We start from the raw sequence: 16,201 nt of genomic DNA on the forward strand, positions 1-16,201 counted from the left end.
AAGATGAAACCAAATGATAAGGAGTGACGGGGAATGAATCCTGTATGGGAACAAGTAGATGAGTATATTGTCGACCGGCTTTGCCCGAATGACCGGGTGTTGGACGAAGTGATCGTGGCGAACCGGAAGGCGGACCTCCCGGAAATCGATGTAACGGCGAATCAGGGGAAGTTTTTGCAGCTGCTCGTACAGATCAAAGGGGCCAAACGGATCCTGGAAATCGGGACGCTGGGGGCCTACAGCACGATATGGATGGCTAGAGGCTTGAGTGAAGGCGGGCGGATCATCACACTGGAGCTGAGTCCGCATCATGCCGAAGTCGCCAAGAAGAACATCGCCCGGGCGGGGCTGGAACAGACGATCGAAGTACGCACCGGGGACGCGCTTGAACAGCTGGCCCAAATGGAGAAAGAGGGGGTGGAGCCGTTTGACCTCATTTTTATCGATGCGGATAAGCCGAACAATCCGAACTATCTCCGCTGGGCGCTGCATTTTTCCCGGCCGGGAACGGTCATTGTCGGGGACAACGTTATCCGCAACGGGGAAATTGCCGATCGGCACAGCACTGACCCGCGGGTGCAGGGTGTCCGAACGTTCTACGATATGCTCAGCGGGCATCCGAATATTTCGGCCACGGCGCTGCAGACGGTAGGGAGCAAGGGGTACGACGGGTTTATGATTGGCATCGTGAAGTAAGTGTTACTTATTCCATAAAATCGGGTTTTTGTATGGCCCGTGGAAGGAGATTTCGAGCAGCTTGGACGCCATGGTGACGGCGGAATATTTATAGTTGCTGCGAACCCACCAGACGATGCTTTCCAAATAAGCGCCCGTTGTGTAGGCAATGACGAAGGACATCTCCATACGGAGCCCCTCTTCGGACGTTTGGGATACGCGAATGCCGTCTTCTACGTAATGCCTGATGATGTTTTTCACTTCCTGAATAAATAAGTCGTCCGGTTTATACACGAGCATCACTTCATAGGCTAGCTGGTTCTGAATGATATGCTCAAACAGGGCGACCATGTTTTCCGGAAGGTCTTCGGAACGCAGCTCGTCAATCCTTTTGGGATGGGTAATGGTCAAGGACTGCCTTAAATCGTTTAAAATCGCATTATGCAGGTCGACGCGCAATTCCAGGATATCTTTATACAATTTATAAAACGTAGGCCTCGTTACATGAGCTTCCTGACAGATGCGCTGAATGGTGATGCTCTTTTCGTTTTCCTTCAGCATCAGCGACAAATAGGCCCGTTGTATTTTTTTCATCGAATGCACTTGCCTTGGATCTTTTCTTTCCACCCACATCACACCTATCTTTTGGTAACTCTATACTAGCATAAAAAACGTCATTCGACGTATATTCAAGGCAGCCGGACGTCACCTGCCGATGATCTATCTTGCGATAAAAGGATACCGAATAGAGCCGAGAAAAAAAGGGACTGCCTCAAAGGTTCGAACCATTTGAGAAGCAGCCCCTGTTATTAGACGGGATAGATAAAAATGCTCCCGTTATTACAGCGCTGTCCAGCCGCCATCAATGACGAGTTCCGCACCCGTCATAAATCTGGACTCGTCACTGGCCAGGAATACGACGCCATAAGCAACGTCTTCCGGCTCGCCCATGTAAGGAAGCTGGGTGTGCGCCTCATAATAAGGCATAGCGGATGCCATTGAAGGAGCAGTCATCGGCGTGACGATGATGCCGGGATGGACGGAGTTGACGCGGATCCGATCCTTGCCGTACTCGACGGCAGCGGATTTGGACAACGCGCGCAGCGCCCCTTTGGCAGCCGTATAAGGGCTAGACCCTGCCATGCCCACAATGCCGCCGATGGATGAAATATTAATAACCGATCCGCCACCGGCCTTTTTCATTTCAGGGATGCAGTATTTCATGCCAAGCACGCAGCCGTTCAGATTGATGTCCATGACCTTGTTCCACTCATCCATCTCCATATCGGCCATCGTTTTGGGACTTGCGACGCCCGCATTATTCACCAATACATCCACTTTCCCGTAGAGCTCAACCGTTCTTGCAACGATCGCCTTCCATTCCTCTTCCGAGGTTACGTTCTGCTTCAGCGCCACTGCTTCGCCGCCGTTTGCGGTAATTTCGGCAACGATTTCATTGAGCTTCGCCTCGTTTAAGTCGGTTGCGACGACCTTTGCGCCTTCTTTGGCAAACAATTTCGCTTCCGCCGCACCCATTCCGTTTGCTGCCCCGGTGATGATCGCCACTTTGCCTTGTAATCTCATGCCAGATTGCCTCCCCAATATAAAGTGTAAACGAATCCTGCTTCAGAGAATTTTGTTTACATCGTGTAAAATAGTTCATACAATTATTATCACACTTTCATGACGAATGCAATGGCGCTATATGGGGGCTCATTCCATCGAACTAGGTCCAGAGGGTTGCCGAGGACCTTGACCGGCGAATGGAAAACCGTTCATACGACACAGGGATTTAAGAGATTAGGGGGATACCCACCTGGATGATTTGAACCCATAATTAGAGCAGATTGAAATATTATGGAATTTAATCAGACGAGACGTGAGGGGTGTGCATATGTCCAGGTTTTTACTGCGATTTACAAGCATAATGTTGGTATTGTTGATTATGATGCCAGGGGGAAAGGCGGGGGTGGTCCGCGCGGAAAGCGACAGCCAGACGCATATCGAATGGTCCCGGGAATACGGCAGCTGGTCTGCCGGTGAAGGTGTTCTTCCCACTTCGGACGGCGGATACCTGGCTTTGGGCAGCTATACGGAAGTCGTGCCTGCCGGAGAGTGGGACGATTATGAGCAACAAGCGTATATCATGAAGCTCAGCCCGGAGGGAGAGGTGAAATGGGAGCAAAGGTTGGCCTATGGCGGTTCGAGCACCAATGAAGCGCTGTCCGCGATTGAAACCCGGGACGGCGGGTATCTCGTGTACGGAACATCCACCAATCAGGCCGGTGAGCCGTACAGCCAGATGTACCTGGCCAAACTGGATGCCGACGGCGGTCTGAAGTGGGACCGGACCCAGGATGATCCTTATATTTTCAGCACGCCGAAGGCAGCGGTGGAGCTGGAGGATGGAAGCTTCGTTATCGGCGGCAAGGGCATCTCCAAGATGGGATACGAGACCGCTTACGCGCTTAAGGTCGATGGGCAGGGACAGGAGCTGTGGTATAACAAATACCGTTATGCGGAGAGCCAGTATTTTGACGATTTGATTCCGGCGGTCGACGGCGGATTGATCGCGGTGGGCGCGGTGAATACTCCGGAATACGAGGCAGGGGATCCGGACGCGCTGCTGATCGTCAAATTGAATGCGGATGGGCAGGAGGTTTGGTCTAAGCAGATCAGCGATCCCCACACGGACCGGGGCGCTTTTGCGGTCATCCCCGCAGGTGACGACGGTTATTTGATCGGCAGCCAGCGGGTGGTAGACCAGCAGCGCATTACGATTCTGACGAAGACGGATCTGAACGGGGAGCCGCAGTGGGAGAAGACGTTCAAGACGGAGGGCTCGGACTATGAGGTGTTTAACCATTTGATTCCGTTAGGCGACGGCTACGCTATGCTGGGGGGCCACTATTCGGGAAGTCCTTCGAACCGGAAAATCCAGTACGATGTACTGACCGTGGACAGGGACGGCAACCTTCTGAACCGCCATTTGTTCAAGGAGGCTGCTTTATCCCGCTACGGCATCGGTGCCGCCGGTCCGGACGGAGGCGTCATCGTTCCCGGCACGGTACTGCGCGAGGAAACGACGAAGTTCCAGCTCATTAAGGTTGCCCCTTTTCAGGAGCAGGGGCCAGCGGATGACCGCAAGCCGACAAGCATTGCTTTTTCCGGAAAGGAACTGAAGCTGAAAGAAGGGGAAACCGTTCCTTCCGTGCTTGAGGCGGTATACGAGGATGGATCGCACAGCGATCTGTCCACAGCGGCGGTGTACAGCATCGAAGATGCGTCCATTGCCGAGGCGGACCCTTCCGGGCGTGTCATCGGTGTCTCGCGGGGGAAAACCTATCTGCTTGCGGAATTCCAGGGGCTGAGCGCCAGGATCAAGGTCCAGGTGCTGCCTAAGGACAGCGACGAATTCGATAAGGTCAAAGGTCGGCTTCAACTGGATTCGGACGAGTATTCTTTGGCTGCCGGCACGCAGATCGATATCCGTGTGACGGTACTGGATTACTTGACCGGCAAGGAAACCGACGTAACCAAGCAGGCGAAGTTCCGCAGCGAGAACCCTGATATCGCGGATATCGATGCGGAAGGAAATCTGGTCGGGAAGCGGGCAGGGAACACGACGATTTATGCTTTTTATAAAGGCAGCCATGTCATGGCAGACGTGCAGGTGATGCGCTCGTCCGGCTCGGAGCGTTAAAGAAAACGCAATTGGCCGGCGTCAGCGGCACCAAAAGGGGAAGCGGGAATTCTCCAATCGCCCCCTCCCATGAATAAACCCTGGAGAGAGGGAAAAAGACGGACCAGCTGCAGCTGATCCGTCTTTTTGCGTCCTTCGATCCTGATGGTACTGGATCTTGATGGCTTCCGATACGCCTGTTATGCGTTCTGCGCAAACGCCTCGGCTGCGGTGCACAGATAGTAGGACAGGCCGGTTTGCTGGGACTCCAGCATGTTCCGGTGAAAGTCGTCCTGCAGGAAAAAACGCGCCTGCGCGGCAAATGCGTCCGGTCCGGTGTCATGTCCATGCTTCTTCAAAGCCTCCAGATGCGATGCGATCAGCTGCCGGATCTGCCCGTCGTCGTATTTGACGCCATCCTTCAGCGCCTGCGCCATTCCGTTCATAAAGCGCACCGCCTCCGCGGCCTGCTCGTTCATTTCGACCGGATCCACCCGATTTTCTTCCAGCATGTCGTATCCGTAATTCTCCTGAACATGGCGGTTCTGCTCCGCCAACGCTTCCTTCCATTCCTCTTCGCTCTGAAATCCTTGGAACATATCCTTCGTATTCATCGCTTTTCCCTCCCGTGTATGTTGAATGGACTCATCCAGCGTATGGACAAGCCGCTCGAGCCGGCTCATCCGGCCTAGGAGGAGTTCCCTTTGACCGGACAAAATCTCGGCTCTGCCCGGCTGATCCTCCAGCAGCTGCTTGATTTGCTCCAGCGGAAAATCGAGCTCCTTATAGAACAAAATGTGCTGCAGACGCTCCAGTTCTTCCATGCCGTATAACCGATATCCCGCCTCGGTAATCTCCCTCGGTATCAGGAGGCCGATCTTGTGGTAGTGGTGGAGCGTCTTGATGGTGACATTCGACAGCTCCGATACTTCTTTCACGGTGTACACCTGGTCATTTCCTCCTTTCGCGGTTAGTGTATAGCCTCCCCTAAGGTCAGAGTCAAGCAGGGAACCCGAAAAAATGAGTCATTGACTCTCCCCTTGGAGGAGGCTGCATCATGGAATCCGAAACGCACATGATGAAATCCAAACCAGGAAGGGAGTCTAAAATATGTTCGCTTCGTTAAAGCTGTTACATCATCCATGGATTCGCATCGTCCTCATTTCCAATCTGCTGACGCAAACCGGCATTTGGGTCCGGAACTTCGCAGTGCTGCTCTATGTGGTGAACAAGACTGGCGGCGACGCCTTCGCCGTCTCTATGATCTCGGTTGCCGAGTACGCTCCGATGTTGGTATTTGCCTTGATCGGAGGCGTGTTCGCCGACCGGTGGCCTCCGCGCAGAACGCTGATCTGGTGCGATGCGCTCGCCGCCGTTTCCATCTGGATCGTCCTCGCGGCCATGAAATCGGGTGCCTGGGAAGCCGTGTTCTTCCCGACGTTGGTATCCGCCGTGCTGTCCCAATTGTCGCAGCCATCAGGAATGAGGCTATTTCAAGAACGGGCCGCAGCGGACTTGATCCAGCCGGCGATGTCCGTGCTGCAGACGATGTTTGCCGTGTTTATGGTGCTCGGCCCCGTTCTGGGGACATGGGTGTACCAAACCTTCGGCATCGGGGTTTCCATGGGCTTGACCGGGACGGTTTTTCTGCTGTCCGCCACCGTGCTGGGATGGATTCCAGCCGATGCCAAGGCCGAAGGGGGTCGAAGAAAAGGAACCACGGTATTCCGGGAGATGAGGGACGGCATCCGTTATGTCACTTCGAACCGCGTACTGGGTCGGCTCAGTCTCTGTTTTGCGGCTGTCGGTCTGGGGATCGGCCTCATTTCGCCGCTGAGCGTCTTCATCGTGACCGACAAGCTCGGTCTTCCCGCCGATCACCTGAAATGGCTGTCCATCCCGTATGGCGCCGGGGAGATTGTCGGCGGGATCGCCGCGTTTGCGCTGGCCGGCCGCATGGCTCCCCAGACGCTGCTGATGCTCGGCTTGATCGTCAATGCAGCCGGGATTGCCGTTACTGGATGGTCCAATATGCTGTGGCTCACGATGCTTGCCCAGTTCGTTATTGCCCTGCTGCAGCCGGCGATATTCATCGGTAACCAAACGCTCGTCATGCAGCATACGGAGCCCGAATACATCGGACGGGTGAGCGGAATCCGCACGCCGCTTATGACGGGTGCCATGCTCTTGATGATGAGCCTGTCCGGCGTGCTCGCCGGCCGCTTACCGCTCGGAATCATCTACAGCTTGGCAGGGTTGTGCCTGCTGATCGGCCTGCTTATCGTGCTCCCACTGTACCGGCAGCCGGAATCCGCTCCCGCAAGCCGGCCCGAGTAACAGATCAAGCCCGGCCGGACAGGCCGGGCTAATCCGCCTTTGAGGTATCTGGATCCAACCGGCGCAGGATTCGGTTCATCTTCTCAAGGCAGAAGCCAAGATCGCTTCGGTCCTCCTCGTTAAGACGGTCCAGCTGCTGGCTCAGCTCGTGGTGGAAGGACTCCCATCGGCTGCTTACGATTCGCCGGCCCTTCTCGGTCAAGGACAATCCGATCTGACGCTTATCCTGAGGGTCCGGCTGCTTGGTGAGACACTCCTTCTCTTCGAGCTTGGCGATCAGAGGCGTAAGCTGCTGCTTGGATATATGCAGATGTTTGGCCAGAAGGCTCATCGAATAACTATCCGGTTGATGATATAAAGCCTCGAGCACGTGGTACTGCAAATGCGTCAGCTCAGGCATCAATTGCCGCGCTGAAGGCATGTCAAAGCCGCGGTGAAGCAGCGGGATCAGCTGAATATAAGCTGCGGCAAGCCTGGAGTTGTCTGAATTCATGGCGTGTTCTCCTTCATCCCTATCCATTTGACAGGTAGTAAATATTTATTTATATTATTCACGTATTAACGCAAAATATCAACAGTAATAGTAAATAAATATTAATTAAAAACGAGACAGAGGAGGAATCCTAATGACCCGCAGCATGGCCAATGATTCAATAAATCGCAAGAGCAGCGGTCCCCGCCGGAGGGGAATCAACTATGATGTCGGAACGTATACCCGGGGACCGGATCAGCCCTCCTCGAGAGAACTTTTTGATCCGGAGACCGTCCGGAAGGAAATGGAGATCATCCAGAGCGAACTGCACTGCAACAGTATCCGCATTTCGGGCAGGGATGTGGACAGACTGGTGGCGGCTTCGGAATACGCTCTCCATCAGGGGCTCGAGGTGTGGTTCTCCCCGGCTCTGATCGATGAGGAAGAACAAGCGATGCTCGAGTACTACAGGGAATGTGCAATCGCTGCGGAGACGCTGCGGCGAAAAGGTGCGGACGTCGTGTTTGTGGCCGGCTGTGAGCTGAGCCTGTTCATGAAAGGGATATTGGAAGGAGCTTCGTCCTTCGACCGGATCGGGGTGCTGATGAGCCCTTGGCGGCTGCTCAAATACACCATTCGAAAGGGATCTTTTCATAAGCGTCTGAACGCTTTTCTCAGCAAAGCTGTGAACGTGATCCGGGAGCATTTCCACGGGCAAGTCACCTATGCTTCCGGTACGTGGGAACATGTGAATTGGGGTCCCTTTGACATCGTTTCGGTTGATCATTACCGCGATGCGCATAACGATAAGCGCTACCGTGAGCAGCTGCGCGCCTATTTCAAGCACGGGAAGCCGGTCGTCATTACGGAATTCGGATGCTGCACCTACGAAGGGGCGCAGGACCGGGGTGGTTATGGCTGGAACGTCGTAGATCATGGACATTCGCCCAAGCGGCTGGGGGAGGGCATCGTGAGGGACGAACAGGTGCAGGTCCGGTACATGAGGGAGCTTTTCGATATTTTTCAGGAAGAAGAGGTGGATGGAGCCTTTTGGTTTACGTTTGCCATGCCAAGCTATCCGTATGACGAAGAGCCGGCCTTTAACTTGGATACGGCGTGCTACAGCGTCGTGCTCACGTTCAAAGACGGGCGGACAGGGGCGGCCTATCCCGGGATGCCGTGGGATACGAAGGCTTCCTTTGCGGCACTGGGCGAGCTTTATGATCGGCCGTAGGAATCCGGCAAGCGTACCATCCGCTCATTGACACGGGCATGCTGAAGCTATATATTCAGGGCAGCATCCTGCCGGCCAGGCGGGATAACGTCGGTACTATTTTTCTCGAACACGAGGGAGGTGAAGCACTTTGGAAGATCATGCTTTGAAATATGATCCCGAAGAGTCGGGCTCGAAAATTTGCGAGGTTTTGCAAATCCTGAAGACCAAATGGGCATTCCTCGTTCTGGATGAACTGCTGAAGGGCCCGCAGCGGTTTAATCAGCTTCAGCGCAATGCGTCCGTGATCAAAACCCAGTCGCTGACGGATACGCTCCGGCATCTCGAACGGATGGGACTTGTGAACCGCGAGGTGTTCCCCACGGTCCCGGTGACCGTCAAATATTCGCTGACGGAGAAGGGCGCCGATTTTCAGCTCGCCTTAAAGGAAATGGAGCGATGGGTGGATAAATGGGGCGGACGGAACCCGGCTTCAGCCGAGTAATGAAACAAAGCAATAGGTCAAATGTTACTTCAAGGGCTGCGCGGCATGGCTTTCGTCTGAGGGTCGGCCTGGTAAGCCCTTTTTGTTGTGTACAAAATAGGTTTGACATTGACATTGACGTTACGTAAAGGTGTACAGTGAAACCGTCAGGAGGTGATCCCATGGAATACACCGTACAGAAGCTGGGACGACTCGCGGGCGTCAGCACCCGGACCCTGAGGTACTATGACGAAATCGGTCTTCTTAAGCCGGCTAGGATCAATTCGTCAGGGTACCGGATTTATGGGGAAGATGAGGTGAACAGGCTGCAGCAAATTTTATTTTTCAGAGAGCTGGACGTAAGCCTCGACCGCATTAAGGAGCTGATGTCCTCACCTTCTTTTAACAGCAGCGAAGCTCTGAAGGAACATCGTGAGAAGCTTCTTGACAAACGCAGGCAGCTGGACCGGCTGATTGCCAACGTGGAACGGACGATCCAGTATCAGGAAGGGAGAATAAACATGACGGATCAGCAAAAATTTGAAGGATTCAAACAACAACTCATTGACGATAACGAACAGAAGTACGGCAAGGAAATCCGCGAGAAGTACGGGGATGCGGCCATCGATCGTTCCAACGCCAAGGTGAAAAACATGACCAAGGAGCAGTATGAAGAGGTGTCGCGCCTGGCCGATGAGGTGCTGTTTACGCTTGGGCAGGCTTATCAAACCGGGGATCCTGCCGGTGAGCTTGCCCAGAAGGCGGCTGATCTCCACAAGCAGTGGCTGACGTACTATTGGAGCGATTACAGTAAAGAGGCGCATGCCGGGCTGGCCCAAATGTATGTGGACGACGAGCGCTTCAAGGCTTACTATGATGCGAAGCAGCCGGGAGCGGCGGAGTTTCTGCGGGACGCGATTCTGGTCTACACGGGGATGGCGAAGTCCTGAGCCGGGACTGCGAAGTGACCAAGTAACAAGAATACCAAGCAAGGAAAATAAGATCGCCTAAACGGCCTGGGAAGACCAGACGGAAGGGCGGTCTTATTTTTTTTGTAAAATATGGATTCGCCCGTTGACAAGGAACAGGGGGATCTCATATAGTTAGGTTAGTTACTTGAGTAATTAACCAGTTAGGTGGTGAAGATATGGGGCCGATAATCGATGACGGCCGTCCGATCTTTATGCAAATCGCAGAGAAGATCGAAGATGACATCATTGGAGGCGGGCTGCCGGAAGAATCCCAGGTCCCGTCCACAAACCAGTTCGCATCCTTTTATCAAATCAACCCGGCGACAGCCGCAAAGGGAGTCAATCTGCTGGTGGACCAGGGGATTTTGTATAAGAAGAGGGGGATCGGCATGTTCGTAGCGACAGGGGCGAAGGAGAAGCTTGTCGAGAAGAGGAAGGAACAGTTTTACGAGCAATACGTCATCACGATGATCCATGAAGCGAAGAAGCTTGGTATCACGATAGAACAGTTAACCGACATGGTGCGGAGAGAGGATGAGTGGTCATGAACCGGATTGTCGAAGTCAACCGGCTTACCAAGGAATATGGTCAGGACGCCGCAGTGAAGGATGTCACCTTTGCGGTGGAGGAAGGAAAAATCTACGGCCTGCTGGGCAGAAACGGTGCCGGCAAAACGACGATTATGCATATGCTTACCGCCCAGCTGTTTCCCTCAAGCGGCGAGCTGAAAGTGTTCGGGGAGAACCCGTATGAGAACAATCGCGTGCTGAGCCAGCTCTGTTTCATCAAGGAAAGTCAGAGATACCCGGACAGCTACCGCGTGCTCGATGTGCTGAAGGTGGCGGCTTCCATTTACCCGAACTGGGACCGGGATTTTGCCGCACAGCTGCTCGAGGATTTCCGGCTGCCGCTGAAGCGGAGAATGAAGAAGCTGTCGAGAGGGATGCTGTCCTCCGTCGGCATTATTATCGGGCTGGCGAGCCGGGCGCCGCTGACGATTTTTGACGAGCCTTACCTGGGGCTGGATGCCGTTGCTCGCAGCCTGTTCTACGAACGATTGATGCAGGACTATGCGGAGAATCCGCGAACGATTATGCTGTCCACGCACTTGATCGACGAAGTCAGCAATATGCTGGAGCATGTGCTTGTGATTGATCAGGGCCGGCTCCTGATCGACGAGGAAGCGGAAGATCTCCGCGGCAAGGCGTATACGGTTCTTGGCCCTAAGGCGGCGGTCGAATCGTTTACGGCCGGCAAGAATACGATTCATCAGGAATCGATCGGTGGCATGATGTCGGTCACGCTGCTTGAGCGGCTGGATTCCGGGGAAAAGCGCCGGGCAGAAGCGCAGGGGCTGGAAATGATTCCGATATCGATGCAGCAGCTGATCGTCCATTTAACCCAAAGCAAGTCAAACGGAAAGGTGGCGGAATTTCAATGAACCGAACTGCAGGCGTCATGAAAATCCATTGGCGGGATAAGTGGGTATGGATGTACGTACCTTGGGTGGTCATGCTGTTCAGCTTTGCCGTGAATTTGGTGATCGGCATTCTGACTGGGGGGGAAGAGCCGATCAATTCAGGCGGCGTCGTCACCATTTACGTGTATATGTTCGTCGCAATCCTGATCGTGCAGGCGCAGACGTTCCCGTTTGCGCTGGGGCTTAATATAAGAAGGACCGATTACTTCGTGGGGACCTCCGCGATGGCGCTGCTGGTCAGTGCAGTTTCTTCCGTGCTTCTATTCGCGTTGGGCATGATCGAACAATTCACGAATGCCTGGGGAGTGCAGCTTCATTATTTTCACCTGCCGTTTCTGAAAGAAGTATCCCCTCTGGGCAGGCTCGGCATTTATTTTATCGTGATGCTCCACATGTTTTTTATGGGCTTTGTCATCTCGAGCATTCATCGCCGGTTTGGGCGCACCGGCATGTTCGTTTTCTTCATCGCCTTGATTGTCCTCTCCAGCATCGGCAGTTTTGCAATGACGTACTACGGACTCTGGCTGGACTTCTTCCGCTGGATCGGAGTGCATTATATGGACCTGTTCCTGTGGATGATTCCTTTGACGGTGATCTACGCGCTGCTGTCTTACTTCCTGCTTCGCAGAGCAACGGTGTCCTGACGTATAGAATCGGATGGGTTCGAATGCTGGATACCGCAAACGTTTGGCGCAGTAACTAAAAGCCCTGATGGGGCTTTTTTTGCTGGGAGGACGAAGAACCTTTCCCTATGCAGCTATAGGCACCTTCAATGAGTAAAAACGTTTCGGCATAAAAAGTTGATGTAAGCGCTTAAAAAAGTTATTGCCAACTCGAAATACCCTTGCTATAATCGCCTTGAAAAGGTTTTCTTAAAAAGGAAGTTGCCTACATGAAACCAACAATCAGAGATGTTGCCAAGATGGCCGGTGTCTCCATCAGCACGGTCTCGCGGGTCATGAACTCGCCCGAATCGGTGGTGGAGGCCAAGCGCTCACGCGTACTCGAAGCGATCGAGAAGCTCCAGTATCAGCCGAATGCCTTTGCCAGGGGACTGATTTACAGAAAGTCCTTCACCCTTGGGCTCCTCATCCCGGATATCGAGAACATGTACTTTGCCGGGATCATCCGGGGGATGCAGGACGCCTGCGTCAAGTTCGGATACAGCTTAATGATCTGCAACACCGACCGCGACAAGGACCGTCTGCTGTCGTACATCGACGCCTTCCGCGAGAAGCAGGTGGACGGCATCGTCTTCGCCAGCGATATCCTGTATCCGGAGTACTATGAGAAGCTCACCGCATGCCGCATCCCGTTCGTGCTGCTGTCCTCGCATTCGGACGAATTCGAGGTTCCGAGCGTCGAGGTCGACGACGAGGAGGCCGCCTATGAGGCCGTGAAATTCCTCATTGAGCTGGGTCACCGGGAAATCGGTATGATCGGCTTCAACCATGTGAACTCGGTATCGGGGCCGCCGCGGTATGAAGGCTTCGTCCGGGCCATGAAGGAAGGCGGGCTCACCCACAACATCGAAAAGGTGGCGTACGCGGAACACCGGTTCGAGCAGGCTTACCATGCGACGCACGAGCTTTTTTCCGCCTATCCGGACATTACGGCTGTATTCTGCGTGGCGGACGAATTCGCCATGGGGACGATCTCGTATCTCAAGGACCGGAATATTCTCGTGCCGGGTCAGGTGTCGGTCGTCGGGTTCGACAATCTGCGGATGGCGAATATGTTCATTCCGAAGCTGACGACGGTGGCCCAGCCGATTTACGAGCTCGGATACCGCGCGGCGGAGAAGCTTCATGAACTGCTTACGACAGGCAGTGTGAAGGTCCCAAAGGAGATGATGAAACATAAGCTGATCGTAAGGGAGTCATCCCGCCAGAGATAAGCAGAACTTTTTTTAGAGATCAGATAGTAAAAGCTTCGGAGCATCCGCTTCCGGATCTCGCAAGAAAAACTTCCGCTAAATGCGGTCTGTCTGCTGTGAAGATACGTCGATAGCTCTTTTTTTTACACGACACTGAAAAGCTTTTCAGAGGGAGATTTCCTCCCGGATTCATGTAAGCGTTGTATTTGACGAATATGTTCAATGGTGTATGAACTGGATGTTTCAGGAGGGCGTCGAATTCAATTCTGTGAAGGGGGTGAGCGGCCGCTAAGCTAGGAACCCGTGATGGCATCCGTAACCTGAATCAGGAATCATGAATCGTTTTCTAAATGAAGAAAAGGGGATGTTCCAAAATGAAAAAAACATCAAAGCCCAAACTATCGCTGCTGATGGTACTGGGACTGTCGTTTACAATGGTGATGAGCGCCTGCGGAAGCAGCAAGGATGCAGGTCCTTCGACAGAACCTGCTGGTACGGCGTCTAACAACGGAGGTTCGACAGCAACGGCAACCGAGCCTGCGGCCACACCGGGTTCGCCGCTGGAGGAGGCGCTTCAGGGCAAATATAAAGGCACCAAAGTGACGATGTTCGGGCCGTTTGTGGATGCGGACCAGAAGAAATTCGAGTCCAGCATCAAAGACTTTGAGGATAAAACGGGCATCGATATTCAATATGAAGGCTCTAAGGAGTTCGAGGCGACTATCAACGTCCGCGTGGACGGCGGCAACGCGCCGGATATCGCCGACTTCCCGCAGCCAGGCCTGCTGGCCTCAATCGCCAAGACCGGCAAAGTGGTGGATCTGACCAAAGTTCTGGACCAGGAGAAACTGAAGAAGAACTACAATCAAAGCTGGCTCGACATGGGGACGATGGACGGCAAGGACGGCAAAATTATGGCCGGTATCTGGAACCGCAGCAACGTGAAGAGCTTGGTCTGGTATCCGAAAAAGCAATTTGAGGAAGCCGGCTACAAAGTTCCGGAAACTTGGGACGAAATGATGGCTCTGACCGAGCAGATCGCCAAGGACGGAGACCCGGCATGGACGATTGGCATCGAGAGCGGCGCGGCTACCGGCTGGCCGGGAACCGACTGGATCGAAAACATTATGCTGCGCACGACAACACCTGAGAACTACGACAAATGGGTCAAAGGCGAGCTGCCTTTCACATCGCCTGAAGTGAAGAACGCGTTTGAACTCATGTCCAAAATCTGGATGAACAAGGACTATGTGTATGGCGGTACCAAATCGATCGTGACGACCGCATTCGGCGATGCGCCGAAGCCGATGTTCGAGAATCCTCCGAAAGCCTGGTTCAACCTGACAGGCAACTTTATTACCAGCTTCTTCCCTGAAACCGCTAAGGTCGACCAGGACTACGACTGGTTCTACCTGCCGCCGATCGATTCGAAATACGGCAAACCGGTGCTTGTGGCCGGAGACATCTATGCCATGTTCAACGACCGTCCGGAAGTCCGCGCGGTGATGGAGTTCTTCACGACCGGCGAATCGATCAAGTCGTGGGTGCAGTCCGGCGGCGTGATTGCTCCGATGAACGACGCTTCGCTCGACTGGTACACATCCGAGTCCGACCGCCGCATGGCGAAGCTGGTCCAGGATGCGACGACCCTCCGTTTTGACGGTTCCGACCTGATGCCGGGCAAAGTGGGTGCGGGCACGTTCTGGAAGGGCATGACCGACTATGTCAGCGGCACCGCGACGCTGGATGAGGCGCTGAAGCAAATTCAGGCCGGCTGGAACAACTAACCGCAGCCGCTTAGCTTTTTGGCAGCGGAGAGGCAGGGATGGGCAACCAAAGAGGCTGATCGGGTTTAGCGATCCGTCGGCCTCTCTTTTTCCTCCCCGCGTTTGATCTACCCATGAAGTCGTCTGTTTAGGAGGATACCTATGAATACGCAAACGAAACCGGGATTCAGCATCAAGGCACTGCTCATCTTTCTGGGCGTCCTGATCGCCAATATCGCCGTCAACGGCGTGATTTTCGTCTTTTTCCGGGATTCGTCCCTGAACCCGCTGCTTACCGCAGTGCTGGCCGTTCTATGGGGCGTTCTGGGCGTTTACTTGATTTACTATACGTTTACCTGGGCGGTGGAGAAGTTTCCCGACCGGATCAGCCGCAGCGTGCTCCCGTATGTGTTTATCGGGCCAGCGGTTCTGGTGCTGGGCTGGCTGCTTGTGCTGCCGGCGCTGCGTACGCTGTACCTGAGCTTTTTCAATGCGTCTTCTGATAAGTTCGTCGGTCTGGGCAACTATATCGCCATTTTCAGCGACCGGCTGCTCGCGACCGCGCTGCGCAACAACCTGCTGTGGGTTTTCGTCGGAACACTGGCGTGTGTCGCCTTTGGGCTGCTGATTGCCATTCTTGCAGACCGGAGCAGTTATGAGCGGATCGCAAAATCGATCATTTTCATGCCAATGGCCATTTCCTTCGTGGCAGCCGGCGTCATCTGGAAGTTTGTGTACTATTACCAGCCGGGAGACGAGCAGATCGGCCTCCTGAACGCCATCGTCATGGCGCTCGGCGGTGAGCCCCAGGCTTGGGTCAGCATGCTCCAGCCGTGGAACAACTTCTTCCTGATCATTATCCTGATCTGGATGCAGACGGGCTTCGCCATGGTCATCTTCTCGGCGGCCATCAAGGGCGTGCCGGACGATATTCTGGAAGCCTCCCGCGTCGACGGAGCCGGCGAAATCCGCATTTTCTTCCGCATCATCATTCCGTTTATTTCGACGACGATTCTGACCGTCACGACGACGATCATCGTGTTCACCCTGAAAATTTTCGATGTGGTCATGGTCATGACGGGCGGCCAGTACGGCACGGAAGTGGTGGCGACCCAGTTCTACCGGCAGTTTTTCATGTACCGGAACTTCGGCTACGGCTCAACGCTGGCCATCGTGCTCCTGATCGCCGTCCTGCCGGTCATCATCATCAATTTGCGCCAGTTCCGCAAGCAGGGGGGATTCTGA

At 54.1% G+C, this 16,201-nt stretch carries 16 protein-coding genes; 12 read left to right on the plus strand and 4 right to left on the minus strand.

Features of this window, described 5'->3' with window-relative positions:
* Positions 1-33: 33 nt before the first annotated feature.
* Positions 34-696, plus strand: a complete 663-nt coding sequence (locus tag ABID47_RS10030) for an O-methyltransferase (protein ID WP_145135780.1) — start codon at positions 34-36, stop codon at positions 694-696.
* Positions 697-699: 3 nt separating this feature from the next.
* Here ABID47_RS10030 and ABID47_RS10035 read toward each other — a convergent pair whose 3' ends face one another.
* Both ABID47_RS10035 and ABID47_RS10040 read right to left on the minus strand, forming a co-directional pair.
* Positions 700-1,269: a TetR/AcrR family transcriptional regulator gene (locus tag ABID47_RS10035; protein WP_145024998.1), complete on the minus strand. Its 570-nt coding sequence runs from the start codon at positions 1,267-1,269 to the stop codon at positions 700-702.
* A 246-nt stretch (positions 1,270-1,515) separates the two neighbouring features.
* Positions 1,516-2,259, minus strand: coding sequence for an SDR family NAD(P)-dependent oxidoreductase (locus tag ABID47_RS10040; RefSeq protein ID WP_145024996.1), 744 nt, complete (start codon positions 2,257-2,259; stop codon positions 1,516-1,518).
* Positions 2,260-2,644: 385 nt separating this feature from the next.
* Between ABID47_RS10040 and ABID47_RS10045 the strand changes: the two genes are divergently transcribed.
* Positions 2,645-4,378: an Ig-like domain-containing protein gene (locus ABID47_RS10045; RefSeq protein WP_354496335.1), complete on the plus strand. Its 1,734-nt coding sequence runs from the start codon at positions 2,645-2,647 to the stop codon at positions 4,376-4,378.
* Positions 4,379-4,557: 179 nt separating this feature from the next.
* Here ABID47_RS10045 and ABID47_RS10050 read toward each other — a convergent pair whose 3' ends face one another.
* A complete protein-coding gene (locus ABID47_RS10050; protein ID WP_354496337.1) occupies positions 4,558-5,304 on the minus strand; it encodes a MerR family transcriptional regulator in 747 nt (248 codons plus the stop codon).
* A gap of 163 nt (positions 5,305-5,467) precedes the next feature.
* Between ABID47_RS10050 and ABID47_RS10055 the strand changes: the two genes are divergently transcribed.
* Positions 5,468-6,694: an MFS transporter gene (locus ABID47_RS10055; RefSeq protein ID WP_354496339.1), complete on the plus strand. Its 1,227-nt coding sequence runs from the start codon at positions 5,468-5,470 to the stop codon at positions 6,692-6,694.
* A 28-nt stretch (positions 6,695-6,722) separates the two neighbouring features.
* On the opposite strand, the gene ABID47_RS10060 is transcribed toward ABID47_RS10055, so the two are convergent.
* Positions 6,723-7,187: a MarR family winged helix-turn-helix transcriptional regulator gene (locus tag ABID47_RS10060; protein ID WP_354496341.1), complete on the minus strand. Its 465-nt coding sequence runs from the start codon at positions 7,185-7,187 to the stop codon at positions 6,723-6,725.
* A gap of 133 nt (positions 7,188-7,320) precedes the next feature.
* Between ABID47_RS10060 and ABID47_RS10065 the strand changes: the two genes are divergently transcribed.
* From ABID47_RS10065 to ABID47_RS10105, 9 genes are all read left to right on the plus strand, one after another.
* Positions 7,321-8,400: a hypothetical protein gene (locus ABID47_RS10065; RefSeq protein WP_354496343.1), complete on the plus strand. Its 1,080-nt coding sequence runs from the start codon at positions 7,321-7,323 to the stop codon at positions 8,398-8,400.
* A gap of 130 nt (positions 8,401-8,530) precedes the next feature.
* Positions 8,531-8,884, plus strand: coding sequence for a winged helix-turn-helix transcriptional regulator (locus tag ABID47_RS10070; protein ID WP_354496345.1), 354 nt, complete (start codon positions 8,531-8,533; stop codon positions 8,882-8,884).
* A 161-nt stretch (positions 8,885-9,045) separates the two neighbouring features.
* Positions 9,046-9,813 carry a MerR family transcriptional regulator gene (locus ABID47_RS10075; protein ID WP_354496347.1) on the plus strand — a complete coding sequence of 256 codons (768 nt, stop codon included), beginning with the start codon at positions 9,046-9,048 and terminating at the stop codon, positions 9,811-9,813.
* A 197-nt stretch (positions 9,814-10,010) separates the two neighbouring features.
* The gene (locus tag ABID47_RS10080) at positions 10,011-10,382 is read left to right on the plus strand and encodes a GntR family transcriptional regulator (protein ID WP_152401241.1); all 372 of its coding nucleotides are present in this window, start codon (positions 10,011-10,013) and stop codon (positions 10,380-10,382) included.
* Positions 10,379-11,275 carry an ABC transporter ATP-binding protein gene (locus ABID47_RS10085; RefSeq protein ID WP_354496349.1) on the plus strand — a complete coding sequence of 299 codons (897 nt, stop codon included), beginning with the start codon at positions 10,379-10,381 and terminating at the stop codon, positions 11,273-11,275. Before ABID47_RS10080 ends, ABID47_RS10085 begins: the two co-directional genes overlap by 4 nt.
* Positions 11,272-11,958, plus strand: a complete 687-nt coding sequence (locus ABID47_RS10090; RefSeq protein ID WP_354496351.1) for a hypothetical protein — start codon at positions 11,272-11,274, stop codon at positions 11,956-11,958. Before ABID47_RS10085 ends, ABID47_RS10090 begins: the two co-directional genes overlap by 4 nt.
* A 248-nt stretch (positions 11,959-12,206) precedes the next feature.
* Positions 12,207-13,211, plus strand: coding sequence for a LacI family DNA-binding transcriptional regulator (locus tag ABID47_RS10095; RefSeq protein ID WP_354496353.1), 1,005 nt, complete (start codon positions 12,207-12,209; stop codon positions 13,209-13,211).
* 353 nt (positions 13,212-13,564) lie between these two features.
* Positions 13,565-14,977 carry an ABC transporter substrate-binding protein gene (locus ABID47_RS10100; protein WP_076170295.1) on the plus strand — a complete coding sequence of 471 codons (1,413 nt, stop codon included), beginning with the start codon at positions 13,565-13,567 and terminating at the stop codon, positions 14,975-14,977.
* Between the two features lie 141 nt (positions 14,978-15,118).
* Complete coding sequence (locus ABID47_RS10105) at positions 15,119-16,201, plus strand: carbohydrate ABC transporter permease (RefSeq protein WP_076170294.1); 1,083 nt, start codon at positions 15,119-15,121, stop codon at positions 16,199-16,201.

It is taken from the genome of Paenibacillus favisporus (assembly GCF_040545415.1).
Classification (GTDB): Bacteria; Bacillota; Bacilli; order Paenibacillales; family Paenibacillaceae; genus Paenibacillus_AQ; species Paenibacillus_AQ favisporus.